Source organism: Paenalcaligenes sp. Me131 (assembly GCF_050487225.1).
In the GTDB taxonomy this organism is placed as follows: Bacteria; Pseudomonadota; Gammaproteobacteria; order Burkholderiales; family Burkholderiaceae_B; genus Paenalcaligenes.
This window is the reverse complement of record NZ_JBKQGY010000001.1, coordinates 862,781-876,382: the sequence shown is the minus strand read 5'-3', so window position 1 is coordinate 876,382 and position 13,602 is coordinate 862,781. Positions and strand designations below refer to the sequence as shown.

Sequence of the window (13,602 nt, the reverse complement as noted above, 5' to 3'; positions counted from 1 at the left end):
GCTGAGTGCCCGATCAACTCCGCGAGTTCGCCAAGCTAGTACAAGCGAAAGCAATGTAATGATCGGGATAAGGATAGTAATTGGCATGAGTTGGCTTTTCCAATGGGGAAAGCATGCGATTCTATCACTCAACAAAGGTAAATTATGCCCGCCCATCGTGAGATCGGCGGGTTTTCTTATTGTTGGCTGTTAGATCTCAAATAGCCCATAAGAGTGGAAAGAACGCCTTCGGCTTTAGTGGCTATTTCCAAGGATCTTGGGTGGTGACTATCAGCTAAAGCGATAATGACAAGGCAGTATGCATGAATAGAGGTTGCAAAAACAAGCTGCGTTATTGATCGGCCGGATGGCTCTGAGATCACATCAACCTCGAACTTTGCTCCTGACGTGTAAATATGATTATCGTCATGCAGATGATCGCGCACATTGGATGTACGGAAGAGGGATGACAGTGTTGGGTGTGCGCCGGCTGATATGCAGTCTTCGTATAAAAGAGCTGCTTGATCAAACCTCCCAGGATGATTGGCTTTTAGTAAGCGCAAACATACTGCGGCATTGATTTTATTCCTTCGGTTTTCTGGTGGATTTCTCCATTTCTCCAATAGTTCGGGGTCTTTAGATATCCCGTAGGCATAGAGCGCAGCTTCCAGTGCTGTTCTGCTTATTGGTGTGGTGGCACTTGGGTGCCCAGTTAATGCGGTGATGTATGCGGCCATACATATTGAATGACTCGATAGAGCCAAAAGAATTACAGGGGTGTGGAGCTCTTTAGCATGCGAGGAGGTGTAGATATCAGCGATGTCTATATTTTGAGAGGCTATCTCCATTAGATCTTGGAATTGATGGTGAGACGCGTGTTGGTTTAAGGATTGAACGGCGGTCCTCAAAAAAGACATTAATTTGTTGTCGGCCATGTTGCCCTCATTCTGCGGTGGCGTGTTTGATATGGAGAAGGAAACTATGGCGCTTACCGCAAAACAGCGCCGCTTCGTGGAAGAGTATCTAGTAGACCTCAATGCCACGCAAGCTGGAGAGGTCTATAAACCAAAGCATAGTTGGTTTGTCTGACGGTGTTGCGGCATACTATGTCCCCTTAATCATTAAGGGAGCTAGCTTTATGCCAGAGTGGTTGCAGCAGGCCATTAGTTCATTTGTTGGTGCGGGCATGGGGACAACCGCGGTCGGTTGGTATATAAAAACTAGAATAGAAGCAGGGGTACGGGAACGGCACATGAGGCTGGAAGCTGATTTGCAAAGTCAGCTTGAGGAATCAAAGTCTAAGCTGGCTAGGTTTGCAGTAGAGCATCAAGTCAAATTTTCCCACTTACATACTCAACGAGCCGAGGTGGTTGCGCAAGGATATATGGTGCTCCGCCATTTATACGATGCAACACGATCATATACATCACCAGCGGGTGAAATTGAAGGCAATGCAAGAGAGCATTTAAGAATTGCTGTTTTACAAGCTCTGGAGGCTGCTGAGGATTATCTTTTGCCGAGGCTTATCTACTTGCCAGAAAAGAGCGCTGAAAACACGAAATCGTTCTTATCATTGATGAATAGGAATGCGGGGAAGTTCAGAGTGACAGTGGATACTTCTGCTGATATCCCAAAAATAGCAGCATGGCAAGCCGTGTGGAATGAGGTTAGCAAAGATGGGGAGCAACTTTTGAATGAACTGGCTAACGACTATAGGGAGGTTCTAGATGTTTGTTAAGCTATTCTGATAACTGCTAGCATCGCAGCCTTTCTTTTTGGTGTTTTTAGTGTGCGGCTGGGAGAACTCCAGATAAGCAATAAATAGTGAAGTAGGTCTTTCTAATGTTAAGGGGATGAATTTGATCAGCAAATCACTTCTTCGAACTGTGGATGTTCGGGATTCAGCAGGAAAAATTATCTCAGGCAATGTGTATCGTAAACTGGTCGATGCATCAGATGATAACGGTAAAGATTATCTTGCTGTAGATACTCTTGAACTTTCAGACGGTAGATTAGCTTATCTCGAGTCTGGGAGATGGGTAGATGAGGATGACCATACCTCTTTTTTTGATGAGCTGAGGTAGGTTAGATCCTAAAGTTAGTTTGAGTTTGCGGCCACCATTGAGTGGCTTTTTTATTGCCTTCCTCCCCAAATATCCAAAACACCCCATGCAAACCCTGTAAGGAGATTATTTATGGAGCATTGCGGAGCCAAAACCTGCAGTGGCCAGCCATGCAAAAACAGGGTGATGGAGAATGGCCGCTGTAGGATGCATGGCGGCAAAGCTGCGGTAACCCATAAGGGCAACAAGCACGCAGCGACACCAGGGAGCATTTACTCCCGATACTACACAGAAGAAGAAACCGAGCTGGCCTCCCAGGTGGAACTGGGCAAGGTTGATGAAGAGCTGCGCCTAACGCGTATACGCTTGATGCGTGCGCTTGCTGGAGAGGCTGAGTTCGGAAGCACCTTAGAGCTAGATAGCGAGAAGAGTGAACCAGTCATTGTGGATGGTGCGGCAATCGCAGGCATTGAGCAGGTGACGACCAATAGCAAGGTGCGAGATTACTCAGCACTGATCGATAAGCTAACTGCTCGGATTGAAAGCCTTGAGCGCACACGGGCAGAACTGGCTAAGAGTTCGCCTCCTGAAGAACCGCCTGTCGGCAAGATTCAAATCGAGATAGTAAATGTAAAGTCGAACGCTTCGCCTACAGATGACGGAGCCACAGGCTAGGTTTTTCCAGTGCGATGCGAAGTACCCTGCGTTTATTGGCGGTTTCGGGTCTGGAAAGACAGAGACTCTGGCTAACTGTGCTCTGTATGGCTCAAATCGACTTTGCTATTACTGAATATGCCTACAAGGGGGGGGGGGCTATTTTTGATCGTTTTCGGAAAAACGTCAAAATACGATGCCCCCAAAAGTTCTGGGCCGGGCTTGGCAAGGCTAGTAACTCTGAGCAACAAAAAAGCCGCAGATCGTTGTGATATGCGGCTTTGCTTGGCAGTCCTAGGCACCGTTTGGAAGTGCTTTGGTAGGCGGTACTGGAGTCGAACCAGCGACCTCTACGATGTCAACGTAGCGCTCTAACCAACTGAGCTAACCGCCTAAAGAACGTAATAATACGATGGTTTTTGTAACGGCGTCAAGTGGTGGTGGGGTTAATCATTTATCCTTGATGCTAAGCAGCGGATTTCTGTGACTCTACCGGCAATCTATTTCGTACTTGTATAAGTTCTGCCGCGATTGCCACGGCTATTTCTGCGGGTGTGCGACTCGAGATAGGTAGTCCCACCGGGCCGTGTAAGCGGTCTATATCGGTATCGGTTAGATCAAAGAGTTTTAGCCTCTCTCGGCGTTTGACTTGGTTGGCTTTAGAGCCCAGTGCACCTACGTAAAAGGCGGGCGAGATTAGGGCTTCTAACAAGGCCATGTCGTCCAGTTTAGGGTCGTGGGTGAGGGCAACGATGGCGGTGCGATGGTTGACGCCCATTTCTACGATGGTGTCGTCAGGCATGGTGGTCACTAGCGTAGCGTAAGGCACGTCCCAATCTTCGAAGAATTCTTTGCGGGGATCGCACACGGTGACATGAAAGTCTAGGGCGTTGGCGATGGCGCAAAGGGTGCGAGCGGTCTGGTTGGCGCCAATGATCAGCAAATGCCAATGCGGTCCGTAGACGCTTTGAAAGTGGGTGTCGCTCAATGCGGTCTGCATGTCTGGGGTGGCGGGTGCTAGCTGGTAGGAGCCATCACTTAAGCTTACGGTGCGCAGCAATAAACGGTGTTGTCGTATCGCCTCTAAGACCTTATCTAACCATTGTGTGTCAGCGATGGGCTCTACCATGAGTTTTAATGTGCCGCCGCAGGGTAGGCCAAAGCGTGCGGCTTCGGCTTGGGATACGCCGTATAGCAAGGGGGCGGGCTTGGTGCCCAGCTCGTTGTTTTTGGCTTTGCGGATTAGGTCGTCTTCTATGCAGCCCCCCGAAACAGACCCCATCAGCCTGCCATCTTCACGTACGACTAGCATGGCCCCGGCTTGGCGTGGTGCAGACCCCCAGGTTTGTACGACGGTGACTAGGTGCACGGTATGGCCGGCCATGACCCAATCGTGGGCGTGTTGTAGTACGTCTAGGTCCATGGCGTTCATGTGTGGCTCCGCAAAAAAGAGTGAAGAGTGGGGTGTTGCAAGTCGTCGGGTTCATCAATGTCAAAACATACGCCAGCATCATCACAAGGCAGTAATTGAATGCCGTGGCGTTGTAGTAGGCTGCGTGCACCTTCGTCCCCGGATAGGGTGGCCAGTTCCGGAAGTAAATGCCATTGAAAGCCTACTGGGTGGCCACGTTCGCCTTGGTAAAGCGGGGCGGCGATGGGGCGGGTTTGTAATGCGTGTTGCACTTGCTGAAAACACTGAGTAGGAATACAGGGCATATCCGCCAAGGCGACTAATACGGTTGCCTTAGGGGAGGGGGTGTAGTGCTGTAAGGCAGCGCGTGCAGCATCAGCGAGGCTGGCTCCCATACCGGTATGAGCTAGCTCGCTTTCTACGATGGTGCAGTTGGGTTGTGCTAGCTGTTCATACAACTCGGGGCTGTCTGGGCGGATGACGACGATGACGTGGTCTACGGCCTGTCGTAAGTTGTGCAAGCTAGTTGCAGCAACGCTCCGGTTGTTTTCTAAAGGGGCGAGCAGTTTATTACCCTGAGCTTGCAGAGCTTGAAAGCGACGACCATATCCAGCAGCTAACAATATACCTAACTGATGCATAGAAAAGAGTGCTGCACTGGCTTTGTATACCAGTGCAGCAGGAGTGAAGGGTTAATGAAAAGCGCGAGAGATTTGCTGTACTTGATCAGAGGTTACAGCAGTGGCTTGGCCTCCCCATTCTGCACGCATCCACGTAGACAAATCGGCGATTTCTTCGTCGCTGAGATCATGCGCAAAGGGTGGCATGGCATACATGCGCTGGTTGCCTGTGAATGTTTGTGTGGGGATGCCGTTTAACACGACGCGAATGAGGTCTTGGGCACTGTCCATCGCCAATGTGGCGTTGCCATACATCGCAGGGGCCACGTTAGGGATACCTTCCCCTTTGCTGCCATGGCAACCCGCGCAAGCGGCTAAGTAGGTACGTCGACCTATGGCCATGTCACTGTCTGGGGCAGGGTCTTCTGCCTCAGGTAGTGGCATTGGAGGTGCGGCGGCAGGTGGCAGGCTACCATCTGGAGCGGTTAGCAGGTAGGTTGCAACGGCCGTAACATCATCTTTTTCCATGGCACTGGTAGAGAAGTGTGTGACCGTATGCATATCTGCAAACGAGGTGCCTTGTGGTGCCATACCTGTACTCAAGTACTGTGTGAGTGTCTCTACGTCAAACCCATGTTTGATGAGAGCGCTGGATGTGATGTTAGGAATAGCCCACCCATTGATCTCACCACCTTGGAAGTCACGAGAGAAATCCACGCCCATCATAAAGTTCTGTGGTGTGTGGCAGCTTGCACAATGGCCTACACCCTGCACCAAGTACGCACCACGTAACCATTGTGCTGAACGCTCTGGGTTCTCGGGAACGCCGCGATTAGGGAAGTTCAGCAAATTCCAGAAGTTCATGAACGGACGCACGGGTAACGAGAATGCACCACTATTGCTCTTATTAGCTACCGCAATAGGGGGGATACTCATCAGGTAGGCATACAGCGCATCTATATCTTCAGGTGTGGTGATGTGCGTGAAGATGTACGGCATGGCCGGGTACAAGTTGCCTTTAGGGGCCACACCATCTTTCAACGCACGGTGGAAATCCGCACGGGTGTACTTGCCTATACCGTAGGTAGGATCTGGCGTGATGTTGGTGGAGTACAGCGTGCCAAAGGGTGTGCCAATGGCCACACCGCCCGCCGCTTTAGGGCCTTGGGGTTGAGAGTGACAGCCAAAACAGTCACCCGCCATGGCTAACTCACGCCCACGGGGGATCAACTGCTGCATTTCATCAGCGCTTAGCGGCTTATCGACACCGGGGGCAACGCTGGTGCTGCGAAATGCACCCAGCAAGATGGCAATACAGACCACCACAGCCACCAGAATCACGGTAATGATTACTTTACGTAGCATGTTGCCTCCTTAGTCGATCACACAGCCGGGCGTTGCCAGAGCAACTTCCTTCACGGCTTCGTAATAACGTACATAGCCCGTGCAACGACAGATATGGTCGTTTAAGGCTTCTTCGATAGCACTTTCTAGATTGGCACGTTGTACAGGCTTGCGCTTGAGGCCATCCAGAAACACTGTGGCCCCGGCCACAAAACCGGGTGTGCAGTAGCCGCACTGGAACGAGAAGTGGTCGATAAAGGCTTGCTGTACCGGTGTTAAGGCTTCAACCTTGCCCAGTTTGTCGTACTTGGCTTGGCCTTCAATAGTCGTGATGGACTTGTTGTTGAAGTAGTGGGCGCTAAACACACAGGTACGGCTTTCGGTGGTCGTACCATCAGGATGGTTCTCTACGATGGTACAGGCGTGACAAATGCCTTGGCCGCAACCAAAGCGCGTGCCCGTGAGGTTGAGGTGCTCATGCAGAAAGTCGATCATGGGCATGTCGACAGGAACGTCTACAGGACCAATGGTTTTGCCGTTGATCGTGAGCGTCAGGGGTTGTTTTTCTAAGCTCATGCTAAGGCTTCCTTGATTTTCTCTGCGGTGATGGGGAGTTCGTAAAAACGTTTGCCGGTAGCATGTGCTACGGCATTACTAATGGCCGAAACCACAGGGATCATGACCACTTCTGCCATGCCTTTAGGGGGCGAGGTTTCTGAAAGTGGGGGGAGATAATCCACGGTCTGGTTCCAGACAGCGACGTTTTTAGCGCGCGGCAAGGTGTAGCGGTTGAAGTTCCACGTACCGTTACCGGGGCCATCTTCATAGAGCGGCAATTCTTCCATCAATGCGTGGCCTATACCCATAGCAAGACCGCCTTGCTGTTGGCCTGAAACCAGCGCTTGCACAACAACTTTGCCGGGGTCTAGTAGATTATGCAGGCGCATGATTTCTACATCACCAGTAAAGGTGTTGACGTTAAGCTCCACCAAACAGGCGGCAGGTGTGTAGGTGGTGACGCCTGCATTGTTACGTTGTACGGGTGGGTAGTCGATTTTGCTGCGTTTGAGGTAGTCGTAGCCGCCAGTGGTCATGCGTTTTTTCAAGGCTTCAGAGGCACCATCACCGTAGCGTACCGCTAGTGCATCTACCGGTAGGGTGCGTTCACCAGAACCGGGGATGTCAAAGCTGCCTCTGGCCCATTCCCAGCGGCTGAAACAGTGCAAAGCAACACCAGTAATGAGCCCCATTTCGTGAGCTTTTTTAGCGAGTTGCGCAAAAGGAATAGGCGTCATGCCTGCGCCACCAATACCGCCGGGGTAGGCGCGCAGATCAGACAATGCCACATCGCCTGGAGCGATTTCACCGCCGGCAGGGCCATCACTCCAAATGGCTTTGGCAGCAGGCCAGAGGCTGTGTTCTAACAAGAAGTTAGCCGCTTGGCGTGTACCGAAACCAATGAAGTACACACTATTAGAAGCACTCATGGCAGGCAGCATGAAAGGTACCCAAAATGGGTTGGCTGCGAGCTTATCTTGTTCTTCCTGTGTGGTGGTGTAGGGCGACCAGTTGCTGACTAAGGGCAGTTGTGCGAATTCAGTTACACCAAATTCTACCGTTTCAGGGGCTTGTCCCAGCATTTGTTGAATCATGACTTGCTGGGCTGTGGTAGCACCCGTGCCAATCTCTTGCAAACAGTGACGCATGGTGATGTTGCCATCCGCATCAAATTCCAGCACCAAGGCGCTAGTATCCGCACCAGTACCGTAGTCCTTTTGGACTTGTGCAAAACCTACGCCGTAGCTTTTGCCTGGGTTGGCTGCGTCGAACTCGGCTTTGGCGTTGTCTTTATTCAGCCAGAGAGGGTGTTTGCTGGCGATATCCAGCATTTCTACCAAACGGGGCTCACCTAGCTGAACGGCGCCTTGTGTGTTGGGGTAGTTGGGCAGCAGAGCATTACGACGGCGTAACTCAATGGCATCCATCTTTAACTCAGATGCCAGCTCGTCTACCAGCATCTCAGTCATGGTCATGGTTTGGATGGTGCCATACCCACGCATGGAGCCAGCTTCTACCGCGCGGCTGGACAAGGCTGTGCTGGCTAAGTCTGATTTAGGGAAGTAATAAATAGACTGGGCAGCAGTAGCGCCTACTTGGGCTACTGAGAACGAGAAGTTGGCGCGTCCGCCGCCGTCACAGGCATAGTCGCCTTTTAGTATCTCGAATTGCCCTGTTTTTCTGTCAGCAGTGATGCTCACGTTCATATCAAACGCATGGCGTTTAATACCCATCTGGAACTGTTCGTAACGGTCGTTTGCCAAGCGTACAGGCAGGCCATCGCCGTAAAAACAGGCAGCAATTACGTAGAAGGGGAAGATAGAGTGGTCTTTAGAGCCATAACCAACGGTGGTACCCGTTAGAATTTCAATATGCTCTACGGGGAAGCGTTTGTTGTCTTTCACCATGAAGGCAGCAACACGCGCGACTTCATAGGGGGATTGTGCTGCCGCCAGAATATGCAGAGTGCGGGTATCAGCGTCGTACCACGCATTGCCGTTGTCGGGCTCCATCGCACAGGGGTCTATGGATTGTGAGTAACCATGGCGCTCAATCACAATTTTGTCGGGGTCTTGGCGTGCGGCCTCTATATCAGCAGCAATGATGGCTGCGGCTTCCATGCCGCGCTGCATGGGTTTGTAGGTTTCTTGTGCGACTTGTTGAGGGTCGCGATTGCCTGCACCACCGCCACGATGTTTATGCATGACCGATTGAGGTACAAAAATCCCATCTTGGTCAGCAGGTGGCCAAACAGCGGTAGCACCATCAAAGCTGCCCCAAATTACGGCGTCTTGAATGGGGGAGAACTCTGGCTCGCCAGTGGGCGATTCACCACCAATACGCACGTAGCGTGCCGCACCAAAGTTAGGCGGCGGGTTGGGGCCAGTGGTTTTGCCATACAGCACAAATTCGGTATCAAAACGCAGTTGGCGTTTGGCGGCCTCGAACTTGTCAAAATCGTGATACACCAAGAGGGCTACGGGGTGGCCCAGCATGGTGGGGGTGGTACCTTTGGGTGTTAGAAAGCTTTGACCATAAAAGTCTGGGCCCAGGTCGGCAGGCTTAGGCACTTGTATGCCATCGCGCTCTAGGTCCTCATGGAAAAGCAACCTATCGGGTTGTAAGTCATCACCTAATCTGTCTAGTGCTAACCCTTCAAAGGTTTTATCGGCTTGGGTGGCCTTCACAAAAAATGCATGTGCTTGTTGCTTAGGCCAGCCGGGTAGGTTCATGGCGCGGAAGTCGCGTGCAAAGACTTTCTGCCCCGTGACTTTGCGTATAGCATCCCAGCGATAGCGGGCTTGTCCATCGTTGCTCATCCAGCCAGATGCGCCCAGGCCGGAATGAACTTCTATTGCATGGGCAAAGGGCAGGCGTGCCAACGTAACCGTGATGCCAGCAAACGTACCTAGTTTGATGAAGTCACGGCGGGTAAATCCTGATGCCATAGGTATCTCCCTGTGAGTGTAGAGTTTTGATTTGCTGCTTGCGTTTTTGTAGTTAGGAAAGGGCGGGCTCAGTGCCCTTTCATCTGTTTCTATAGTATGCAAAAGCCATGTCAATTCCCCGTTTGCTTGCAAAGCTTTACTAAAAATTTTTAATGGTGTCAGAGCCTGTTGTGTTTATGCAGCATAGAATCCAAGCTTTGTGAATTGCGACCCCTAAATCACGGCAGGGAGAGCAATAGTTTTCATGCTTGTTAAACTTGATGCTAAAATCAAACCGTATTCTTATTGATGATTAGTTATTGGAAAGACATTATGACCACAACGCGAACTACTACCTGGCCCAACTAGCCGTAGCCGCATTGTGTTCAAACGCTGATAACATCAGACCAAATACCGAAACGCGGCTTGTATGCCGCGTTTTTTGTTTTAGGAAGCATTTATGATTCAAATCACCTTACCCGATGGTTCGCAACGCGAGTTCGAAAATCCGGTTTCTATTAACGATATTGCCTACTCTATTGGCACTGGACTGGGGCGCGCGGCACTGGCCGGCAAGGTGACGTTTGAAGGTACAGAACCAGAGCTGGTTGATACCAGTTTCGTGATTGATCGCGATGCCAAATTGGCGATTGTGACCGCTAAAGATGCCGATGGCCTAGATGTGCTGCGTCACTCTACCGCCCACTTGTTGGCGTATGCGGTAAAAGAATTGTTCCCGGATGCACAGGTAACGATTGGGCCAGTCATTGATAACGGCTTTTACTACGACTTTTCGTACAAGCGCCCCTTCACGCCAGAAGACTTGCAAGCCATTGAAAAGAAAATGGCCGAGTTAGCAAAACAGGATGAGCAGGTTGTACGCGAAGAATGGGATCGTGATGAGGCGGTGAAATTCTTCCGTGGTATTGGTGAAGAATACAAAGCTGAGATCATCGCTTCTATTCCTGCGGAGCAAAAAATTTCGCTGTACCGCGAAGGCAAGTTTGTAGACCTGTGTCGTGGTCCTCACGTGCCGTCTACAGGCAAGCTGAAAGTATTCAAGCTAATGAAGGTGGCAGGTGCGTACTGGCGTGGCGACAGCAAAAACGAAATGCTGCAGCGTATTTACGGTACCGCGTGGGCGACTAAAGACGAACAAGCGGCTTACCTGCATATGCTGGAAGAGGCCGAGAAACGTGATCACCGTCGCTTGGGTCGTGAACTTGATCTGTTCCACTTCCAAGACGAAGCCCCAGGTTTGATTTTCTGGCACCCTAAAGGTTGGGTGGTTTGGCAGCAAGTTGAACAGTTTATGCGCAAGGTATACCTAGATAACGGTTACCAAGAAGTTAAAGCGCCACAAATTCTAGACTTGTCCATGTGGAAGAAAACAGGCCACTGGGATAACTACAGCGACAACATGTTCACCACAGAGTCTGAGAACCGCATGTACGGTTTGAAGCCTATGAACTGTCCTGGTCACGTACAGATTTTCAACGCTAACTTGCACTCGTATCGTGAATTGCCTATTCGTTACGGTGAGTTCGGTCAGTGTCACCGTAACGAGCCGTCTGGCGCGTTGCATGGCATGATGCGTGTGCGTGGCTTTACGCAAGATGATGGTCACATTTTCTGTACTGAAGATCAGTTGCAAGAAGAATGTGCGAACTTCACTGCGTTGCTGCAGCAGGTATACAAAGAATTCGGTTTTACTGAGATTTTGTACAAAGTAGCGACTCGCCCCGAGAAACGTATCGGTAGCGATGAAGTGTGGGATAAATCTGAAGCAGCGCTGATGGAAAGTCTGCGTCGCACAGGGTGTGAGTTCATCGTTGCTGAAGGCGATGGTGCATTTTATGGCCCTAAAATTGAATACACACTGAAAGACGCTATTGGTCGTCATTGGCAGTGCGGTACCATTCAGGTGGACTTCTCCATGCCTCAGCGCTTGGGTGCTGAATACGTGGATGCGCAAGATCAACGTCGTACACCTGTCATGTTGCACCGAGCAATTTTGGGTTCTTTTGAACGTTTTATCGGAATGTTGATCGAAAACTATGCAGGGGCATTGCCAGCATGGTTGTCGCCACAGCAAGCCGTGGTGTGTTGTATTGCCGAATCGTCAGCTGATTATGCGCAAGCTGTTGCGCAAAAGCTGGTTAAACTGGGCATGCGTGTAACGGCCGATTTGCGTGGTGAAAAAATCACTCGTAAAATCCGAGAACACAGTATGCAGAAAGTCCCTTATATACTTGTAGTTGGGGACAAAGAAGCGGAAGCAGGTTCCGTCGCCGTGCGTGGTCGTGGTGGTGTGGATCTGGGCGTAATGTCCTTGGATGATTTTGCCCAACGCTTACAAAACGAAATCGAAAGCCGTCAGTAAGTGACTGCGGCTATTTATATTTAATTTTTTGGGAGTTCTAGATATCGCAACCGAAAGAAAACATCGCATCAACGGAGAAATCCGTATCCCTGAGGTGCGACTCATTGGAATTGAGGGTGAACAATTAGGGGTTGTTAAAGTAGCCGACGCGCTGGATATGGCCGAGGAACACGATGTTGATTTGGTCGAGATCGCTCCGCAGGCTGAGCCGCCCGTATGCCGGTTGATGGATTATGGTAAGTTCCGTTATCAGGAACAGAAGCGCCAACAAGAGGCGCGTTCTAAACAAAAGATAATCCAGATCAAGGAAGTAAAATTCCGTCCCGGTACGGATGATGGCGACTTTAACGTCAAGCTGCGTAACGTTCGACGCTTTATCGAAGATGGGGACAAGGTCAAGGTTTCTTTGCGATTCCGTGGTCGTGAGATGGCTCACCAAGAGCTGGGTATGCGCGTGTTGGAACGCGTGCGTGACGAAGTAGAGGAAATCTGCCAAGTCGAAGCCATGCCTAAGCTGGAAGGTCGTCAGATGATTATGGTCTTGGCACCTAAAAAGAAGGCAGTGTAAGCTTTTACGCTTAACTGTCTATCAGCCTAATGCTGATTTTTGCGGCCTGAGTCGCGGCAATAAGCCCTTCATGACGTTGCTTCATGAGGGGCTTTGTTTCAGAGTTGATTATGCATAGCTTATTTATCATTGATCCATTGCCTGCCTTGTCGGCGTACAAGGACACTTCTGTTGCCATGATGCGTGCCCTAATGGCGCGTGGTCACAAGGTGAGTGTGGCCTTGCAACCCGACTTGTACATCATCGAGGGCCGCGTTCGCTGTAAGGCGCAATCTATCGTTATTGCACAAGATGCTAATTTGCGTGCGGCCAATTGGTGGCAACAAGAAGGGGAGTCTTTTGACGTAGAGCTCAACCACTTTGATGCGGTTGTTATGCGTAAAGATCCTCCTTTTGATATGGAGTTCAACTACACCACGCACCTGCTTAGCTACGCCGAGCAACAAGGGGCTAAGGTATTTAATAGCGGTAGTGCGCTGCGTAATCACCCTGAAAAACTGGCTATCACCGAGTTTTCGCAATTTACGGTACCCACATTGGTGAGCCGTAATATGGTGCAGTTACGCGCTTTTCATGCGCAATACAGTGATGTGATTGTGAAGCCCTTAGATGGTATGGGCGGAAGCGGCATTTTCCGTATTAAAGCAGACGATCCAAACGTAGGCTCTATTCTGGAAGCGCTAACGCAGATGGGCACGCAAACCATCATGGCGCAGCGTTATATTCCTGAAATTGTGGATGGCGATAAACGCATTTTGCTGATTAATGGTGAGCCTGTGCCGTATTGCTTGGCCCGTATCCCGTTGGCCGGCGAAACGCGCGGTAATTTGGCAGCGGGTGGCCGTGGTGTGGCTCAGCCGTTAACCGAAAACGATAGACGTATTGCCGAAGCAATTGGGCCTGAGTTAGTAAAGCGTGGGCTGATGTTGGTAGGCTTAGATGTGATAGGGAGCTACCTAACAGAAATTAACGTCACTAGCCCCACTTGCTTTGTGGAAATCACCGAGCAAACGGGCTATAACGTTGCTGAGCGTTTTGCTGAGGCCTTAGAAGAGGCTGTCAGTGGCTAAGCAGTACCCCCGTTTGGCGCTGGTT

The 13,602-nt window shown here is 50.6% G+C and carries 13 protein-coding genes and 1 tRNA gene; 7 read left to right on the top strand and 7 right to left on the bottom strand.

Going from position 1 to position 13,602, the window contains the following annotated elements; translation table 11 throughout:
- Positions 1 to 176: 176 nt before the first annotated feature.
- Positions 177 to 914, bottom strand: coding sequence for a hypothetical protein (locus tag ACLPHM_RS04180; protein WP_430220008.1), 738 nt, complete (start codon positions 912 to 914; stop codon positions 177 to 179).
- On the opposite strand from ACLPHM_RS04180, the gene ACLPHM_RS04175 reads away from it, so the two are divergent.
- The 4 genes from ACLPHM_RS04175 (at position 913) to ACLPHM_RS04160 (ending at position 2,717) form a co-directional block, all read left to right on the top strand.
- Entirely contained in the window at positions 913 to 1,068 is a 156-nt protein-coding gene (locus ACLPHM_RS04175; protein ID WP_430220007.1) for a terminase small subunit, read from the top strand. The two genes, ACLPHM_RS04180 and ACLPHM_RS04175, sit on opposite strands and share 2 nt — an antisense overlap.
- Positions 1,016 to 1,717 (top strand): hypothetical protein, encoded by a 702-nt coding sequence (locus ACLPHM_RS04170; protein ID WP_430220774.1) that lies wholly within the window; start codon positions 1,016 to 1,018, stop codon positions 1,715 to 1,717. The genes ACLPHM_RS04175 and ACLPHM_RS04170 overlap by 53 nt, the downstream gene beginning before the upstream one ends.
- Positions 1,718 to 1,832: 115 nt before the next feature.
- Positions 1,833 to 2,063, top strand: a complete 231-nt coding sequence (locus tag ACLPHM_RS04165; RefSeq protein ID WP_430220006.1) for a hypothetical protein — start codon at positions 1,833 to 1,835, stop codon at positions 2,061 to 2,063.
- A gap of 111 nt (positions 2,064 to 2,174) precedes the next feature.
- Positions 2,175 to 2,717: an HGGxSTG domain-containing protein gene (locus ACLPHM_RS04160; protein WP_430220005.1), complete on the top strand. Its 543-nt coding sequence runs from the start codon at positions 2,175 to 2,177 to the stop codon at positions 2,715 to 2,717.
- Positions 2,718 to 3,013: 296 nt separating this feature from the next.
- Here the strand turns inward: ACLPHM_RS04160 and ACLPHM_RS04155 are convergent.
- The 6 genes from ACLPHM_RS04155 to ACLPHM_RS04130 form a co-directional block, all read right to left on the bottom strand.
- Positions 3,014 to 3,090 (bottom strand) — tRNA-Val (locus tag ACLPHM_RS04155).
- A 72-nt stretch (positions 3,091 to 3,162) separates the two neighbouring features.
- On the bottom strand, positions 3,163 to 4,128 hold the full coding sequence (locus ACLPHM_RS04150; RefSeq protein ID WP_430220004.1) for an XdhC family protein: 966 nt from the start codon (positions 4,126 to 4,128) through the stop codon (positions 3,163 to 3,165).
- On the bottom strand, positions 4,125 to 4,748 hold the full coding sequence (locus ACLPHM_RS04145; protein WP_430220003.1) for a nucleotidyltransferase family protein: 624 nt from the start codon (positions 4,746 to 4,748) through the stop codon (positions 4,125 to 4,127). Before ACLPHM_RS04145 ends, ACLPHM_RS04150 begins: the two co-directional genes overlap by 4 nt.
- Positions 4,749 to 4,799: 51 nt before the next feature.
- Complete coding sequence (locus ACLPHM_RS04140) at positions 4,800 to 6,092, bottom strand: cytochrome c (protein ID WP_430220002.1); 1,293 nt, start codon at positions 6,090 to 6,092, stop codon at positions 4,800 to 4,802.
- Between the two features lie 9 nt (positions 6,093 to 6,101).
- Complete coding sequence (locus ACLPHM_RS04135) at positions 6,102 to 6,647, bottom strand: (2Fe-2S)-binding protein (RefSeq protein ID WP_430220001.1); 546 nt, start codon at positions 6,645 to 6,647, stop codon at positions 6,102 to 6,104.
- A complete protein-coding gene (locus tag ACLPHM_RS04130) occupies positions 6,644 to 9,577 on the bottom strand; it encodes a xanthine dehydrogenase family protein molybdopterin-binding subunit (protein ID WP_430220000.1) in 2,934 nt (977 codons plus the stop codon). Before ACLPHM_RS04130 ends, ACLPHM_RS04135 begins: the two co-directional genes overlap by 4 nt.
- A gap of 439 nt (positions 9,578 to 10,016) precedes the next feature.
- On the opposite strand from ACLPHM_RS04130, the gene thrS reads away from it, so the two are divergent.
- The 3 genes from thrS (at position 10,017) to gshB (ending at position 13,577) form a co-directional block, all read left to right on the top strand.
- On the top strand, positions 10,017 to 11,939 hold the full coding sequence (thrS, locus tag ACLPHM_RS04125; RefSeq protein ID WP_430219999.1) for a threonine--tRNA ligase: 1,923 nt from the start codon (positions 10,017 to 10,019) through the stop codon (positions 11,937 to 11,939).
- A 28-nt stretch (positions 11,940 to 11,967) separates the two neighbouring features.
- Positions 11,968 to 12,507: a translation initiation factor IF-3 gene (infC, locus tag ACLPHM_RS04120; RefSeq protein ID WP_430219998.1), complete on the top strand. Its 540-nt coding sequence runs from the start codon at positions 11,968 to 11,970 to the stop codon at positions 12,505 to 12,507.
- Between the two features lie 110 nt (positions 12,508 to 12,617).
- Entirely contained in the window at positions 12,618 to 13,577 is a 960-nt protein-coding gene (gshB, locus tag ACLPHM_RS04115; protein WP_430219997.1) for a glutathione synthase, read from the top strand.
- Positions 13,578 to 13,602: the final 25 nt, after the last annotated feature.

Coding starts and splice junctions, on each gene's coding strand:
- ACLPHM_RS04175 (WP_430220007.1), top strand. CDS start 913: ATGTTGCCCTCATTCTGCGGTGGCGTGTTTGATATGGAGAAGGAAACT.
- ACLPHM_RS04180 (WP_430220008.1), bottom strand. CDS start 914: ATGGCCGACAACAAATTAATGTCTTTTTTGAGGACCGCCGTTCAATCC.
- ACLPHM_RS04170 (WP_430220774.1), top strand. CDS start 1,016: ATGCCACGCAAGCTGGAGAGGTCTATAAACCAAAGCATAGTTGGTTTG.
- ACLPHM_RS04165 (WP_430220006.1), top strand. CDS start 1,833: ATGAATTTGATCAGCAAATCACTTCTTCGAACTGTGGATGTTCGGGAT.
- ACLPHM_RS04160 (WP_430220005.1), top strand. CDS start 2,175: ATGGAGCATTGCGGAGCCAAAACCTGCAGTGGCCAGCCATGCAAAAAC.
- ACLPHM_RS04150 (WP_430220004.1), bottom strand. CDS start 4,128: ATGAACGCCATGGACCTAGACGTACTACAACACGCCCACGATTGGGTC.
- ACLPHM_RS04145 (WP_430220003.1), bottom strand. CDS start 4,748: ATGCATCAGTTAGGTATATTGTTAGCTGCTGGATATGGTCGTCGCTTT.
- ACLPHM_RS04140 (WP_430220002.1), bottom strand. CDS start 6,092: ATGCTACGTAAAGTAATCATTACCGTGATTCTGGTGGCTGTGGTGGTC.
- ACLPHM_RS04135 (WP_430220001.1), bottom strand. CDS start 6,647: ATGAGCTTAGAAAAACAACCCCTGACGCTCACGATCAACGGCAAAACC.
- ACLPHM_RS04130 (WP_430220000.1), bottom strand. CDS start 9,577: ATGGCATCAGGATTTACCCGCCGTGACTTCATCAAACTAGGTACGTTT.
- thrS (WP_430219999.1), top strand. CDS start 10,017: ATGATTCAAATCACCTTACCCGATGGTTCGCAACGCGAGTTCGAAAAT.
- gshB (WP_430219997.1), top strand. CDS start 12,618: ATGCATAGCTTATTTATCATTGATCCATTGCCTGCCTTGTCGGCGTAC.